This is a genomic window from Wolbachia endosymbiont (group A) of Barypeithes pellucidus, assembly GCF_964030885.1.
In the GTDB taxonomy this organism is placed as follows: Bacteria; Pseudomonadota; Alphaproteobacteria; order Rickettsiales; family Anaplasmataceae; genus Wolbachia.
The window spans coordinates 1,317,292-1,332,290 of record NZ_OZ034985.1 but is presented as its reverse complement, the minus strand read 5'-3'; the positions used below and the strand labels follow the sequence as shown (position 1 = coordinate 1,332,290).

Below are 14,999 nucleotides of genomic sequence, written 5' to 3'. Positions count from 1 at the left end.
CCTCTTATGCATATAAAGAAAAATGTATTTTTGGCTTTGGTAATGGATTTACTTCTACGTAGTGTACAAACTGTTCCCAGGTCATACTCTTTTTCTGACTACGCCGATTTATCCATTTAAATGCTAGCTTTCTTACTGATGTGTAAAATTGTTTCAAACACCAATAATTTCCGCTAATACCAAAGTAGTTATAGTGTCCTGTTAATTTAGCCTTCAGTACTTGCCACCAATCTTTAAGTCGAATACTTCCGCGGACTATTTTCAACCACTCCTTGATTTCTTTTAGTTTTCTGGCTAGATTTAACTTTGAGGTTTTATGTCCCATTATTAATCTACCACGACGACTTTTTGCACCATAGTGCGTAAACCCCAGAAAATTGAAACTTTCCGTCCTTCGTTTCTCTCTTATCGCTTGTTGCCACTCCCTCTTGCCAAACTTTACTACTCTGGTCTTGTTTTCAGATACTTCCAACCCAAATTTATTTAGCCTTTGTTTCAGTAATTCCAGAAATTCTTCCGCGTCTACCTTACTTTCGCAACAAACCACAAAATCGTCGCAAAACCTTATTAGTTGTATATATCCTCTGGATCTTGGTTTAAATTTCTTTTCTATCCATAAATCCAACACATAATGTAAGTATATATTTGCTAATACAGGACTTACTATACCACCTTGGGGTGTACCTTGTTTTGTTGCTTCATAATTTCCAGCTTCGACTATCCCTGCCTTGAGAAACCGCTTTACTAACCACAGCAAATTTGGGTCAGTTATTCGTTCCCTTAGACATCTCATTAGCCATTTATGCTGTATATTATCGTAGAACTTCTTGATATCCACTTCTACAATGTAGTTTATTGGCTTGTACATAACTGCTTTATCTAGTGCATTTACCGCTTGATGACAGTTTCTTCCAGGTCGAAATCCATATGAGCTGTCCAGAAAGTTTGCCTCGTAAATATTTTCTAATATCTTCTTCAGCATAATCTGTACTAATTTATCCTCGGTCGATGGTATTCCGAGTCCGCGTTTCTCTTTACTTCCAGCTTTCGGTATATATACCCTCTTTACTGGTTGTGGTTGATATTGCTTCCTCTTCATACTTTCTACTAGCACTTCGAGTTTCTCATTCAGATTTTCTCCGTATGATTCCACTGTTATCTGGTCTACTCCACAAGCCTTGTTACGCTTCAGTTCTTTATAACATCTCGCAAGATTCTCTGTATTTATCAGATGGACTAACGATGTGAATTTTAGTCGCTTATCTTGCTTTGCTCTTACTGCTATCTGGTTTAGTTTATTTTGCATGTTATTCCAACCTCCGTTGTATTGGCCTAGCAATCCCTATTCCAGTTACTATATTGCTGATCGCTTCCCCTTGTACGTGGCTTTCCCACATTCTGAGTACTATCAATCAGTCCGACTTCCCCTGCATCTTCCGCTAGTTCTTGCCTTTGTTGACTTGTTCCAGCGTACCTTTGTAGGAATGCATAGGATCTCCCAAGTTCACTTGAAGTCCATTTCAATACATGGCACGGTCTCAGATCCCGATAGAGTGAGTGATAACTTGCCTTTACGTTATCCTTCATGCTGTCTTCCATGGCCATGAAAATGTCGACCTCTATGTCTTCAGGTATTTCGGAACTCAATCCCTTCACTTTCGTTGTACCCTGCATTGTCCATCCCACTAGCTCTATTACACTCGTTACCTCATGCAACATAGTGGTCTGTTCCAAACTGTTGGCTAGACTTTGTTTGTGTTGGATTTTCACCAACTGTTCTCCAAGCACTTCTTGGCGCACCCAGGCTTACCTCCAGCAACTTTTTTATAAACGGTGTTAATGCTCCATCTCTTCCTGTCAACGGTCTTCCTTCTCGTATAGACGACAGGATATTTGTTTCTAATTCTTTATAATCTACCAAACCGGTAGTTCTGTTTACTACTTTCTGACTCATTGTCAAACCTCCATTTTTTTATATCAATTTATTACTTTTTTTTCGGTTTGACACAGTTTATTTAACACTCCCATGATGGGGAAACACTCCTTTAGATTTGGCAATACAGAAGAATGACATGACAACAGTGAAACTTCTGCTAGGTTACACAGATCCATCATGCATCCATAGACCTAAAGCTACAAAAGCAGGAATTACTGTGGGTATATTAGCTGCCATTGTTGCTCCATTAGCACTCATTTATGCTACTGCATTACCTGCACTAGCAATAGTTGGAATTACTGTGGCATCTGCACTGATCGTTGGTGGAATTTCCTATGGGGTTGCGTATAAGTCATCAGAGCATTCATTAAACAGTAAGCTAAGTGAGGTTAGCTGCAGTAATGTTGATGGAAATAAACAAACTGTACAACCATAGTTACTAATTTACCACAGTAACCGCGCCGTGGCAGTGCTTGTATTTCTTTCCGGAGTTGCAAGGACATTTGTCGTTTCTTGAGACTTTGGGAAGTCTGCTATTTCTAGCAAAATGTAACCTATTGCCTATTTCCTGGTTGTCTGCCAACTTAAAGTGTGCTAAGCGGTGAATGGTGAGTTCCTTCCATTTTTCAAGCATTGACTCAAACATCAAAAAAGCTTCGCGTTTAAATTCATTCAGTGGATCTTTCTGCCCCATGGCACGTAAGCTTATGCTTTGTCTTAGGCTCTCTAGAACTGAAAGGTGTTCCCTCCATAAATGATCAAGTGTCATTATCATCATTTGCTTCACGATCGTATTCCACAAATCTGTAGTGTGCTGACTGTTGAAATATTTTTCTTTCTCAGTAAAAAATTCTTGTATCTTATCATTTATACAATTCAAAGCTTCTTGTTTGTTTAAAAACTTTGCTAAATCTTCTTTATCAAGTGTTATTCCATACCTTGTATGAAATTCTTTGGCTATATCTTCAATATAATCCTCATAATAGCCACTTTGGATTATACCTTCTACTACGCTCTCATTTACTTCGCTATACACTTCAAACAAATCATTGATTTCATTGCCTAAGATATTGTTTCTCTGCTTAAAAATAACTTTACGTTGGTTATTGATTACGTCATCAAACTTAAGCAAAGACTTCCGCACATCATAATTTCTAGCTTCAACTTTCTTTTGCGCTTTCTCGAGTGCCTTATTGATCCATGGATGATGAATAGCTTCGTTATTCTTTAACCCTACTTTTTGTAAAAAGCTTCTCATTCTATCAGAACCAAATATTCTCATTAGGTCATCTTCGAGCGATAAAAAGAACTTAGAAAGCCCAGGATCACCCTGACGGCCAGAACGGCCGCGTAATTGATCATCTATTCTCCTGCTTTCATGTCTTTCGGTTCCAACCACACATAAACCACCAGCTTTTATAGCAATTTCCTTATCTTTTTTTACTCTTTCGACTATTTCTTGGTATTTTTTTTCTCTTTCATCAGCATTTTTTATCTTCTTTAGCTCTACCTTTGCAATCATTTCAGCATTTCCACCAAGTTGAATGTCAGTTCCACGTCCTGCCATGTTAGTTGCTATAGTGATACTACCTGGCACTCCAGCTTGTGCTATTATGTACGCCTCTTGTTCATGATAACGAGCATTCAATACTGAATGCTTAAGAGAATGGCTTTGCAAAAGCGCAGAAAGCTTCTCAGAGTTTTCAATGCTCACCGTGCCAACAAGGACTGGTTGAAGGCATTTGTGGCATTCTTCTATAAACTTCGACACAGCATTAAACTTTTCCTTTTCTGTACCGTAAATTTCATCATCAATGTCTATTCTTTTTACAGGTACATTGGTTGGAATTTTTACTACATTTAGTCTGTATATATCACGAAACTCTTCTGCCTCTGTTGCTGCTGTTCCAGTCATTCCGGAAAGTTTATTGTACATACGAAAGTAATTCTGAAATGTGACCGATGCTAAAGTTTGGTTTTCATGCTGAATTTCAAGATTCTCCTTCGCTTCAAGCGCTTGGTGAAGACCATCGGAATATCTCCTGCCCTCCATCATACGCCCAGTAAATTCATCAATAATCACTACCTTTCCATCTTTCACTATATAATCTTTATCAGCAGTGAACAGCTTATGTGCACGTAATGCTTGGTCTATATAATGAGTCATTATCATGCTGTCAGTATCATAGAGCGAGGAATTTTCAGGAATGAGATTGTATGACCTGAGTAGTTCCTCCACTCGTGAAATACCATCTTCAGTCAAGAATACCGTTCTACCTTTTTCATCTACTTCATAATCAGAGTCAACTAATTTGGTCACTATTTTATTGATGTGCTTATATATCTGATTGTTTTCCTCAACCGGGCCAGAAATAATAAGCGGAGTGCGAGCTTCATCAATGAGTATTGAGTCCACTTCATCAACTATTCCGTAGTGAAAGCCTCTCTGAACCATGTCTTCTTGAGAAAATTTCATATTGTCTCGCAGGTAATCAAAGGCAAGCTCGTTATTTGTGGAATACACGATATCTGCACTGTAAGCCTCTTTTCTCTCTTCATCTGTCAAATTATTCGTAATAAATGCAACAGAAACCCCGAGAGAATTATATAACTTGCTCATCCACTCTGTGTCTCGTTTTGCAAGATAATCATTAACAGTTACAACGTGTACGCCTTTCCCTTCTAAGGAATTTAGATATGCTGCTAAAGTTGCAACGAGTGTCTTTCCCTCTCCTGTTTTCATTTCTGATATCATGCCATTATGGAGCACCATTCCACCAATTAGCTGAACATCAAAATGTCTCATGTTAAGAAACCTTCGGGAGACTTCACGCACAACTGCAAATGCAGGTACGAGAAGATCATTTAACGTTTTCCCATTTTTCAATTCTCGTTTGAATTCTTCAGTTTTACCAGCAAGCTCCTCATCAGATAAGCTCCGCATTTCTGTTTCTAATGCATTTATTTGCTGAACAATTTTCCTAAAGGATTTTATTATCTTCTTATTCGTTGACCCAAATATCTTTCTTATAAAAAAGAATGACAACGTAAAAATGAAAAATATAAGAATGGCTGTCAAAATTAGCGGAGAATCTAGCATAAACTTAAGTAAAGTCTTATTTAATATGAGATTATATTACTAAATGCAGCCTACAGCAATTACATATTAGATTTGAAAAATCTTTGGAAAGTCTTTTTTAAATCAAGAATTAAGAGTTTGCTAAGCAATTCCTATTCTTAAAGACCTTCTATCAAAATATTGAAGATACCGTTGTATTATTTGAGGTATTTGGTAATCTTTAATTCTAGACTAAATAAATTTATTGCAGCCTGTATGGGGTAACTAGTTATGCACGGTAATATCTATCAGTTAAAGGTATTGATGCTGTTTTTGCATCGCGGAGTACTTTATCAGCATTCTTTTCGCTTAGGTACAGAAATAGAAGAAGCCAGAAAGTTTGATGACTTAGTGTTTGAATATACCCAGGGTAGTAAGAAAGCATACCGCTTTTTGCAGGCTAAACATAAACAAGATGAAGATAATAAGAAAATTGAAGTAAGGGACTTACTTACAAAAGATAAAAATAGAGATGAATTTAGGTTAGCAAAGTATTTCATCTCTTATCTAAAGATAAAAAATAATCAAGATTTTGCAGATGGTAACCTGAAAGATTTTATTATCTGCACTAATATCGATTTTGATCTTGATCAAAGCACAGCACAAAACACAGTGAAGAAGTTGAAGGTAAAAACTTCAGGACCAAACAATGAAATAGAAATTTTAGTTGAAGTAATCGACACTAGTGATGTCTTTTTTAAAGACGGCGGCACTAGATATAAGTTCTCTTGTATTCATAATAATATGATTTCGGTAGTGCAACCGGCATTTGAGAGTGCTGTGGAAGAGACGATAGCAGAATTAGAAAAGGAGATAGAAAAACTTCAAAGTAAATCAGATCAGGATTCAAAAAGGAAATTGGGAAGAAATCAAAAGTGGCAAAACGAATTTAAACAAATAATAAAGAGCAGGTTAGAAGAGAGTATAAAAGAATTTTTTGATAAATTAGTATTTGCAGTAAATCAGCCGAATGAGATGAAACTAGCGGAAATCATTAAGAATGAGCTGGGCGAGCAATTTAATGATATTGACAGAAAAAATGTTTACGCTCGCTTCCAAGAAAAAATGCTAGATTGGCTGAAAGAAAAAGGGAGACGTTTTCTTACACATGAAGACGGAAGAGAATTCTTTCGCAAGATGAAAGAAGAAATCTTAGGAGGCTTTCGATTTGAGGTAAGAAACCCAGTAGGATCGTTTACTGGAAGAAAAACAGAGCTAGAAAAACTGCATGAGTCAATACAAGAGAGTCAAGGTGTAGCCACAGTAATATCGCAACTGGTTTCTATTAGTGGGTTGAGAGGAATAGGTAAGACTGAGCTGGCCAAAAAATATATTGAAGAACACAGTAAAGATTATGACAACAATATTATATGGATAAAAGCTGAAACCCATGAAACCATGGTGCAGTCTTTTCTCAGGTTAGCTAGAGATCCTTTAGGCATTCCTACAGAAAATAGGGATATTGAATCTATTGTAAGAGATATATACGCTTTTTTTGCAAAGAGAAAAAGTCTCTTTGTTTTTGACAATGCAGAAGAATACAGAAGTGAAGGTCAAGATGCTGGTATTAGTCAATTCTTACTGCCCCACTTTTTATCATCTGATGATAATAAACCTAGTGTTTTGATTACCTCTCGTAATCAGAAATGGGGAGATATAAAATCATTAACATTGGGTACATTTACTGAACCAGAATCAATAGACTTTATTAGAAAAGCACTGGGTATAAAAGATGGATCACAAGAAAATGAAGTAAAGAATCTAGCAGAAACATTACAGCATTTTCCTTTAGCCCTGCAGCAGGTAGTTGCATACATAAAAGAAAGGGATGTAGCATTAAAGAATGTAGGTTTGAAGTTTGAAATTAGTGATTATTTAAAGAGGTATAAAGAGGAAGCAGAAAAATTACTTGATTTTAAGTTTCCTAAAGACAGCGACAATAACTACACCAAGACAACTTTTATAACCTGGAGAATTACTATTGATAAAATCAAAGATAACCCAGAGTATGGTCAGCAAGCCAAAGAAATCTTGGATATCATTGCCTATATTGCTTCCGACAGCATTCCTGTAGAAATGTTTTTAGGATTAGAACGCAATAGAGAAAAGTTAGGTGATGCTATCCAACTACTTAAGCAGTATTCAATGATCAACTCAGGAGAAGAACAAAGTTCAGTCAATATTCACAGGTTAGTACAGCAAGTAACAAGAATAGAGTTAGAAAAACAAGGTAAAGACAAAGTTGTGAAAAAGACTTTTGAATTACTGAAAGAAAGCTTCCCTGACGACAGTGATAAATTAGAAGATTATGCTAAGAAACGACAATTATTGCCTCATTTAGAAGCATTTCTGTCACATATAGATAATTGGCTAGCAAAAAATCCTCCAGAAAAACAAGCAATAGAAAAGGATTATCTTGTAGGTTTGTTAACGTGGATGGATAATGGGTACTATGACTTGGGTAACCCTAGAAGACAAAAGGAGTTACTCGAACGGGCTTTACCTATTCAAGAGAAACATCATGGCTCTGATTATTTTAAAGTTGCTATTACACTGATAAACCTAGGTACTGCTTATGGCGCTTTAGGTTATCCTCAAAAACAAAAAGAGTTGCTTGAACGGGCTTTATCGATCCTCAAGAAATATTATAGCTCTGATCATTTTATAGTTGCTACAGCACTAGTAAGTTTCGGTATCGCTTATAGGGCTTTGGGTAATCCTCGGAAAGCTAAAGAGTTGCTTGAACAGGCTTTAGCAATTCAAGAGAAACATTATGGGCCTGATCATCTCGAAGTTTCTAGAACACTGATAAACTTAGGTAACGCTTATGGGGATTTAGATAATCATCAGAAAAAAAAGGAGTTGCTTAAATTAACTTTAGCAATTCAAGAAAAACATTATGGACCTGACCATTTTGGAGTAGCTATTACACTGACAAACCTAGGTGCAGCTTATGGGGATTTAGGCAATCCTCAGAAAGCTAAAGAGTTGCTTGAGCAGGCTTTAGCAATTCAAGAGAAACATTATGGTTTTGACCATTTTGAAATTGCTATTATACTGACAAATCTAGGTAACGCTTATGGGGATTTAGGTAATCATCAGAAAAAAAAGGAGTTGCTTGAACGAGCTTTAACAATTAACAAGACACATTACGGTTCTGATCATTTCAAAGTTGCCAAATTGCTGACAAACCTAGGTAATACTCATGGGGATCTAGGTAATCTTCAGAAAGCAAAAGAGTTGCTTGAACAGGCTTTAGCAATTCAAGAAAAACATTATGGACCAGGTCATTTTGAAGTAGCTATTATACTAGAGAACCTCGGCACTGCTTATGGGGATTTAGATGATCACCAAAAAGCTAAAGAATTTTTTGAACGAGCTTTAGCAATTAAAGAGAAACTCTTTGGGCCTGATCATTTTCAAGTTGCTGTAACACTGACAAACCTTAGTATAGTTTATCGTGCTCTGGGTAATTTTCAAAAAGCAAAAGAGTTGCTTGAACGGGCTTTAGCAATTCAAGAGAAATATCACGGCTCTGATCATTTTGAAATGGCTAGGACACTAGCAAATCTAGGTAACGTTTACAGGGATTTAGGTAACTCTCGGAAAGCAAAAGAGTTGCTTGAACAAGCTTTACCCACCCTTAAGGGACATTATGGCTCTGATCATTTTATAGTTGCTAAAACACTGGCAAACTTAGGTAACGCTTATGGGGATTTAGATAATCATCAGAAAAAAAAGGAGTTGCTTAAATTAGCTTTAGCAATTCAAGAGAAACATTATGGACCTGAACATTTTGAAGTGGCTATTACACTGACAAACCTCGGCAACTCTTATGGGGGTCTAGGTGATCATAAGAAAAAAAAGGAGTTGCTTGAACGGGCTTTATTTATCCTTGAGAAACATTGTGACTCGGATCATTTTTGAAGTTATTATTAAACTACTGGTAGAACTAAGTATCGATTAAGGTGTCTTAGTACGACCATAAAAAGAAGCTGCTTGAACAGGCTTTTTTATCTATCGTCAAGAGAATATTGCAGCTATAATAATTTTCAAGTCGCTATAATTATAGTAAACTTTATTAACGTTTATTGTGAAACAGATCATTTATGAAGCTATTATAAAACTACTGGTAAAACTAAATATTAATGGTGCCTTAAGTAGTGATCGCAAAAAGAAGCTGCTTAAGCAGGCTTTTTTACCTATCGTTAAGAAGTGTTATAGCCATGATCATTTTCGAATTGCTACAATAATAGTAGATCTTATTGACGCTTGTGATACCTTAAGTGACCACAAGGAACAAGAGGAGTTGCTTAAACGGGTTTTATCCATATTGAACATTAAGTCCTAACCATTTCTGAAGTTGCTAAATTGCTGGCAAAGTTAGATGACGTTTAGGTTTTTAGCAATGCTAAATTAACAACAACTCATTGAGCTACACTTCCAAAACTAATCTATTTGGATCTTCTATATAATTTTTTATTTTAACGAGGAAAGTTACTGCTCCTTTGCCATCAACTATTCTGTGGTCGTAAGAGAGGGCAATGTACATCATAGGTCTGATCTCTATTGAATTGCCCACGGCAACTGGCCTATTTTGTATTGAATGCATTCCAAGTATTCCAGATTGAGGAGGGTTTATTATGGGAGTAGAAAGAAGCGAACCGTATACTCCGCCGTTTGAGATGGTAAATGTTGCACCTTCCATTTCTGATACTTGTAATTTACCCTCGCGAGCTTTTTTGCCAAGAGCAACTAAAGTCAACTCGATTTCTGCAAATGACATCTGATCGGCACTCCGAATAACTGGTACAACAAGGCCTTTGTCAGTGCCAACAGCAACACCTATGTCATAGTAATGTTTATATATGATTTCATCGCCTGAGATTTCAGCATTAATTTCAGGAATTTCTTTCAGTGCTTGCACCGCTGCCTTTATAAAAAACGACATAAAACCAAGTTTTATTCCATATTTTTTTTCAAAGGCGTCCTTATATTTTGCTCTTAGATCCATGACATTTTTCATGTCGATTTCATTGAACGTGGTCAGTATTGCGGCAGTATTTTGTGATGCTTTCAAACGAGCGGCAATTACTTGCCTTATTTTACTCATTTTTACTCGTTCCTCTCTTTGCTCTCCACTTGCTATACTTTTTGGCAATTCGTATTGTCTTGTTGAGGGTTGTGCAACGTTTACATCTTTGTTTATATGGCCTATCACATCTGCTTTGGTTATCCTGTCTCCCATGCCAGTTCCTTTGACACTTTCTGCATTAATTGCATTTTCTTCCATAATTTTACGAGCTGATGGAGCATCTTTTTTAGCAGAACTTTCGCTTTTATCTTCTTTTCTCGCTTCCTCTTTTACTTCTCCCACGGAAAGCTTCGCTAATAATTGATCAGGACTTATCACATCATCTTCCTTTACAAGAAATTCAGTTATTTGCCCCGAAGTTTCTGCAGTTAATTCGAGTGCTGTTTTGTCAGTTTCAATTTCAAAAATCAGATCATCTACTTTTACTGCCTCGCCAATATTTTTCTTTATTTTTACTATACCTTCCGTAACTGACTCACCACCAAGAGTTTTTGGCGCTCTGATTTCTATAATTTTGCTCATAAAACAACTTCCGTATAAAACTTTCTATAGATTTATACATGAAAAGAGACATGTAATAAACTAATAAATTCATTGAGGCTCTTATCATTTAGAAGTGACAAACGGATAACATACTCCCAAATGTCATTCCAGCGCGTGACGCTAGGCCATCTTGACAAATTTCGCCAGCCCCTTCTCTCGGCTATGGTATTGCTAATCAAACAATGACTATGCAAACGACCTAATAACATGTATAATCCATAAATAATTTTTGAGGTAGATTGTGAAACTAGGTGTTAATATTGATCACGTTGCAACCCTCCGCAACGCACGCGGAACTTCCTACCCAGATCCGTTGAAAGCAGCAGAAATAGCCATTGACGCTGGAGCAGACTTTATTACTGTACACTTACGAGAAGATAGAAGGCATATTAGAGATGAAGATGTATTTAACCTAAAAAAAAGCATTAGCACTGAGCTAAATCTTGAAATTGCAGCCACGGAAGAAATGCTTGAAATAGCAAAAAAGGTAAACCCCTATTCGATTAGTATAGTACCAGAAAAAAGAGAAGAATTAACAACCGAAGGTGGCCTGGATATCGTGAATATGCACAGTAAACTTTCTAATATAATAGAGAAAATGCATAGCTCTAGCATAAAAGTCTCACTGTTTATCGATCCAAATATTAATCAACTAAAATATCTTGAGAAGCTAGAGATAAAACCTGACATAATAGAAATTCACACAGGGAATTACTGTGATAATCCATCAGAGAAAAAGTTACAGTTAATTACTAATGCTGCAGAGTACGTCAATAAATTAGGAATAGAATGCCACGCAGGACATGGCATAACTTATAAATACGCTAAGAAGATGACAAGAATACCTCACATCTCAGCTCTTAACATAGGCCACTATTTAATTAGCGAAGCAGTATTTTATGGCTTACACAGCGTAGTAAAAACAATGAAAATGATAATGTCTAACTAACTGCTGCTTTTTCCTTCTCATTTAAAATACTTAAAAGAGTTTGGCTTGCTTTAAATTTTACCCTTGTCTTTTCAGGAACAGTCATGATCTCACCATTTTGGGGGTTACGACATTGTTTCTCCTGACTTATAGCAGTAGAAAATGTTCCTATTCCATGCAAACGTATTTCACCTTTCCCATGCAGCTCATCCTTTATTATTTTAATAAACGCATCATGAATCTTGCTCAAATCAGATTTTGTTATATCTATATTCTGACCAGAACAATCTTCCTTTAATTGTTTTATTATATCTTCTTTACTCATAAATTACCTTAATATTGAAAAAAATCACACAAATAGCATATTATGTTGACACCGATAGTCAACTAAATTCATCACAAAAATAGAGGATATCATACACTTTTGCAAATATTTGTACAATACTTACAAAAAAACACCACTATGAAATAACTATCTCTTAGAAAATTGACACTTTTTCCGAGCTTTATGTTGACCATATTTCTTACGTTCAACAACACGTGAATCTCTAGTTAAGAACTCACCATTACGTAATATAGAATGCAAATCTTGGCTTACGCTACTTAAAGCTCTGCTTATTCCATGAGCTAGAGCACCTGCTTGACCAGATAGCCCTCCACCTTTTACAGTTGCAAATATATCATATTTGTCTAACATAGAAGTTGCTATAAATGGCATTTTCACTATTTGGCACACCGACTCTCTTTTAAAATAAGAAATTAGATCGCCTTTTTTATTAACACTAAATTTTCCACTTCCTGGCTTTATCCATACTCTTGCTACAGATTCTTTTCTTCGGCCTGTAGCATATAAACGACCAAGCGAATCAACTGCTGATTTAATTGTCTCTTCTGACCAATCATTGTTATTTATTGTAGAACTCTTCATTTTTACTCCATTATTTTTTATTTTTACGATTCAAAGAGGCAAAATCTATCTTTTCAGGTTGCTGCCCTTGATGCTTATGCTCTGAACCAGAATAAACATACAAATTTTCAAAGCGTCTACGTGCCATAGGGCCATCATCAAGCATCCTTTTCACTGCCATTTCTATTACACGCTCAGGAAATTTGCCATTTAAAATGTTATCTGGAGTAGTTTCTTTCAAACCACCAGAATAACCTGTATGCTTATAGTAAATTTTATCTTTCAGTTTCTTCCCGGTAAAATGCACCTTTTCTGCGTTGATAATAATTACATTATCGCCACAATCCATATGAGGTGTATACTCAGGTTTATGCTTTCCACGTAATAGTGTCGCTACAAATGCTGCAAGCCTTCCTACCACTAATCCTTCTGCATCTATGACAAACCATTTTTTGTCGATTTGTTTCTCTTTTAAGAAAAAAGTTTTCATTGTAATTTAACTAAACAATAGTAAGCTATGATATACTTAATTTCTCAATAGTGTCAACAATATTAGTTATTGATTATTAAAGTAATTTATGTTAGTAATTGAGCTGCGCAACCAATATGCATAGGAAGTGGAATGTTTCGATTGATTATCACACTTGCGATCATTTTTAGTACTATAAGTTGCTATGCAACCGATGTGGGAGAAGTTATAAGCAAAGCCATCAAAAATAGCTCAAAAATAAAGTCTCAATTTTACCAATATAAAAGCGCAGAAAAACACTATAAATCCTCTGGGTTAGCCGGATTTTTACCTGACATTAGTTTGCAGTACAATTTTGATAGTAATTTTAATCTTTATAATCAACCTAATTTATCTGGAAAACGCCTGATATTAAGCCAAAAGATAATAGATGGCGGCGGCACCTTTGCCACATTTAGTCGATCAAGTCATCTTCTCAAAGCAGAAAAAATACGATTTCAGCAATCAAAACAAGAGCTTGCACTTAATGCTGTGAAAGCATATGTTAGTGTTTTACAAAAGACAGAAATATTAAAGCTCAGAGAACATAAAGAACGCGTTTCTTTGGAACATTTGTCAGCTATGAAAAAACGCTTTTCTCTTGGAGAGGTAACCAATGCTGAAGTTTTGTTAGCAAAAGCAAAATTTTCGTCTTCTGTATCCGAAAGAGTTGATGCTGAAGGTAAATTAAAGTTGGCAAATATTGCTTATTATCATTTGATTGGCGAAGATGCTGATGACCTTTCTGAAGCTAATGATAAACTACCTTCTGTCCCAGAGCTAAATGAATGTTTACAATTAGCAAAAACCAATAATTTATCTCTAAAAGCAGCAGTTTATCAAAAAAGAGCAGCCGGAATGGAAGTGATCGCTGAAAGCTCCAAGTGGCTTCCTTCTTTAAATCTAAGCGCAAGCAAAAATTTTGGGAATAATGGTACACAGTTAAACAATCTATTAGAAGATATTCATGTAGTTTTTACTCTTGATGTTCCAATCTTTAAAAGAGGAGTTAATGCTTTTGGTGTCAGTAAAGCTAAAATGGATGCAAAAAAATCTACCTATGATTATTATGAAACGGTAAAAAATATAGAACAAGCAGTTGTAAATGCTTGGAATAATGTGCTGACAGCAAAGGCCATTATCAAAGCAAGTCAAGAAGCGGAAAAAGCAGCATCTCTAGCATTGGAAGGAGTTGAGCAAGAGGTAAACTTAAATTTAAAGAGTACATCTGACCTTTTGGACACTGAAGATGCATTATTTAAAGCACGTTCAGACTTAGTTGAAGCAAAAAGCAATTATGTAACGAGTGTTTATCATTTGCTTTTTATGATAAATAGTATAAATCTCTAAATTTAACGGTATTAGCACTATGCATGATGAACAAGGCAATCAATCTGTAAAAGATATCCTAGAAGATATAAAAAAAGCTATATCGGGTAAAAACGCGAGTGAAGATAAAGCAAAAATAAAGGATGAAAATGATGATGTGCTATACCTTGAGGAAGAGTATCCAGAAGACATGGAAGAAGATGGCAAAAAAGAAAATAGTGAAAAAGAGGACATTGATAATGATGACCAAAGTGAGGAAATGGCTTGCAACAATAACCAATTTAATGGCCATAGCTACAATTCAGAAGAAAAAAAAGATATTTATTTGTACGATGATATCCAAATGAGTAATAACAAAGCGAGTAATAGCGGCTTACAAGCGCAAAATAACGATCATCTAATTTTAAAAGAGAATATGGAAGAGATCAAAGCGTTGCTTGGAAAAATGCAAAACGAATTGCAGCATAAACAACAAAAAAGGGCCAACCTTACTGTTGAAGAATTAGTTACATCTCTTTTAAAACCTCAGCTCTCAGAATGGCTAAATAAATATCTACATGCACTGGTAAAAGAAGTAGTTGAAAAAGAGCTCAAAGATATAATCAATAATAAGTAGGGTATTAGCAATAAAAATT

The 14,999-nt window shown here is 35.8% G+C and carries 12 protein-coding genes and 1 pseudogene; 5 read left to right on the top strand and 8 right to left on the bottom strand.

Annotated features, from left to right (window positions below; all coding sequences use genetic code 11):
- Positions 1–4 precede the first annotated feature (4 nt).
- From ltrA to ACQH1X_RS06765, 3 genes and pseudogenes are all read right to left on the bottom strand, one after another.
- Positions 5–1,306, bottom strand: a complete 1,302-nt coding sequence (ltrA, locus tag ACQH1X_RS06775) for a group II intron reverse transcriptase/maturase (RefSeq protein WP_425385808.1) — start codon at positions 1,304–1,306, stop codon at positions 5–7.
- A gap of 26 nt (positions 1,307–1,332) precedes the next feature.
- Positions 1,333–1,719, bottom strand: a complete 387-nt coding sequence (locus ACQH1X_RS06770; RefSeq protein ID WP_246433168.1) for a hypothetical protein — start codon at positions 1,717–1,719, stop codon at positions 1,333–1,335.
- Between the two features lie 82 nt (positions 1,720–1,801).
- Positions 1,802–1,954: pseudogene (locus ACQH1X_RS06765) on the bottom strand (IS256 family transposase); the annotation flags it as partial.
- 199 nt (positions 1,955–2,153) lie between these two features.
- On the opposite strand from ACQH1X_RS06765, the gene ACQH1X_RS06760 reads away from it, so the two are divergent.
- Positions 2,154–2,372 carry a hypothetical protein gene (locus ACQH1X_RS06760; RefSeq protein ID WP_425386696.1) on the top strand — a complete coding sequence of 73 codons (219 nt, stop codon included), beginning with the start codon at positions 2,154–2,156 and terminating at the stop codon, positions 2,370–2,372.
- A 3-nt stretch (positions 2,373–2,375) separates the two neighbouring features.
- On the opposite strand, the gene secA is transcribed toward ACQH1X_RS06760, so the two are convergent.
- The gene (secA, locus tag ACQH1X_RS06755; protein WP_425386078.1) at positions 2,376–5,036 is read right to left on the bottom strand and encodes a preprotein translocase subunit SecA; all 2,661 of its coding nucleotides are present in this window, start codon (positions 5,034–5,036) and stop codon (positions 2,376–2,378) included.
- Between the two features lie 249 nt (positions 5,037–5,285).
- Between secA and ACQH1X_RS06750 the strand changes: the two genes are divergently transcribed.
- The gene (locus tag ACQH1X_RS06750; protein WP_425386077.1) at positions 5,286–8,981 is read left to right on the top strand and encodes a tetratricopeptide repeat protein; all 3,696 of its coding nucleotides are present in this window, start codon (positions 5,286–5,288) and stop codon (positions 8,979–8,981) included.
- Positions 8,982–9,489: 508 nt separating this feature from the next.
- On the opposite strand, the gene odhB is transcribed toward ACQH1X_RS06750, so the two are convergent.
- Complete coding sequence (odhB, locus tag ACQH1X_RS06745; RefSeq protein ID WP_265034979.1) at positions 9,490–10,671, bottom strand: 2-oxoglutarate dehydrogenase complex dihydrolipoyllysine-residue succinyltransferase; 1,182 nt, start codon at positions 10,669–10,671, stop codon at positions 9,490–9,492.
- Between the two features lie 262 nt (positions 10,672–10,933).
- Between odhB and ACQH1X_RS06740 the strand changes: the two genes are divergently transcribed.
- Entirely contained in the window at positions 10,934–11,641 is a 708-nt protein-coding gene (locus tag ACQH1X_RS06740; protein WP_425386076.1) for a pyridoxine 5'-phosphate synthase, read from the top strand.
- Here the strand turns inward: ACQH1X_RS06740 and ACQH1X_RS06735 are convergent.
- The 3 genes from ACQH1X_RS06735 to rplM all read right to left on the bottom strand — a co-directional run bounded on the left by ACQH1X_RS06735 (position 11,634) and on the right by rplM (position 13,017).
- Complete coding sequence (locus tag ACQH1X_RS06735) at positions 11,634–11,945, bottom strand: HU family DNA-binding protein (protein ID WP_264688310.1); 312 nt, start codon at positions 11,943–11,945, stop codon at positions 11,634–11,636. The genes ACQH1X_RS06740 and ACQH1X_RS06735 overlap by 8 nt on opposite strands.
- A gap of 147 nt (positions 11,946–12,092) precedes the next feature.
- The gene (gene rpsI, locus ACQH1X_RS06730) at positions 12,093–12,548 is read right to left on the bottom strand and encodes a 30S ribosomal protein S9 (protein WP_425386075.1); all 456 of its coding nucleotides are present in this window, start codon (positions 12,546–12,548) and stop codon (positions 12,093–12,095) included.
- A gap of 10 nt (positions 12,549–12,558) precedes the next feature.
- Positions 12,559–13,017, bottom strand: coding sequence for a 50S ribosomal protein L13 (gene rplM, locus ACQH1X_RS06725; RefSeq protein ID WP_265025881.1), 459 nt, complete (start codon positions 13,015–13,017; stop codon positions 12,559–12,561).
- Between the two features lie 132 nt (positions 13,018–13,149).
- On the opposite strand from rplM, the gene ACQH1X_RS06720 reads away from it, so the two are divergent.
- Positions 13,150–14,385 (top strand): TolC family protein, encoded by a 1,236-nt coding sequence (locus ACQH1X_RS06720; RefSeq protein WP_425386074.1) that lies wholly within the window; start codon positions 13,150–13,152, stop codon positions 14,383–14,385.
- A gap of 19 nt (positions 14,386–14,404) precedes the next feature.
- Positions 14,405–14,980 carry a PopZ family protein gene (locus ACQH1X_RS06715; RefSeq protein WP_425386073.1) on the top strand — a complete coding sequence of 192 codons (576 nt, stop codon included), beginning with the start codon at positions 14,405–14,407 and terminating at the stop codon, positions 14,978–14,980.
- The last annotated feature ends 19 nt before the right edge of the window (positions 14,981–14,999 follow it).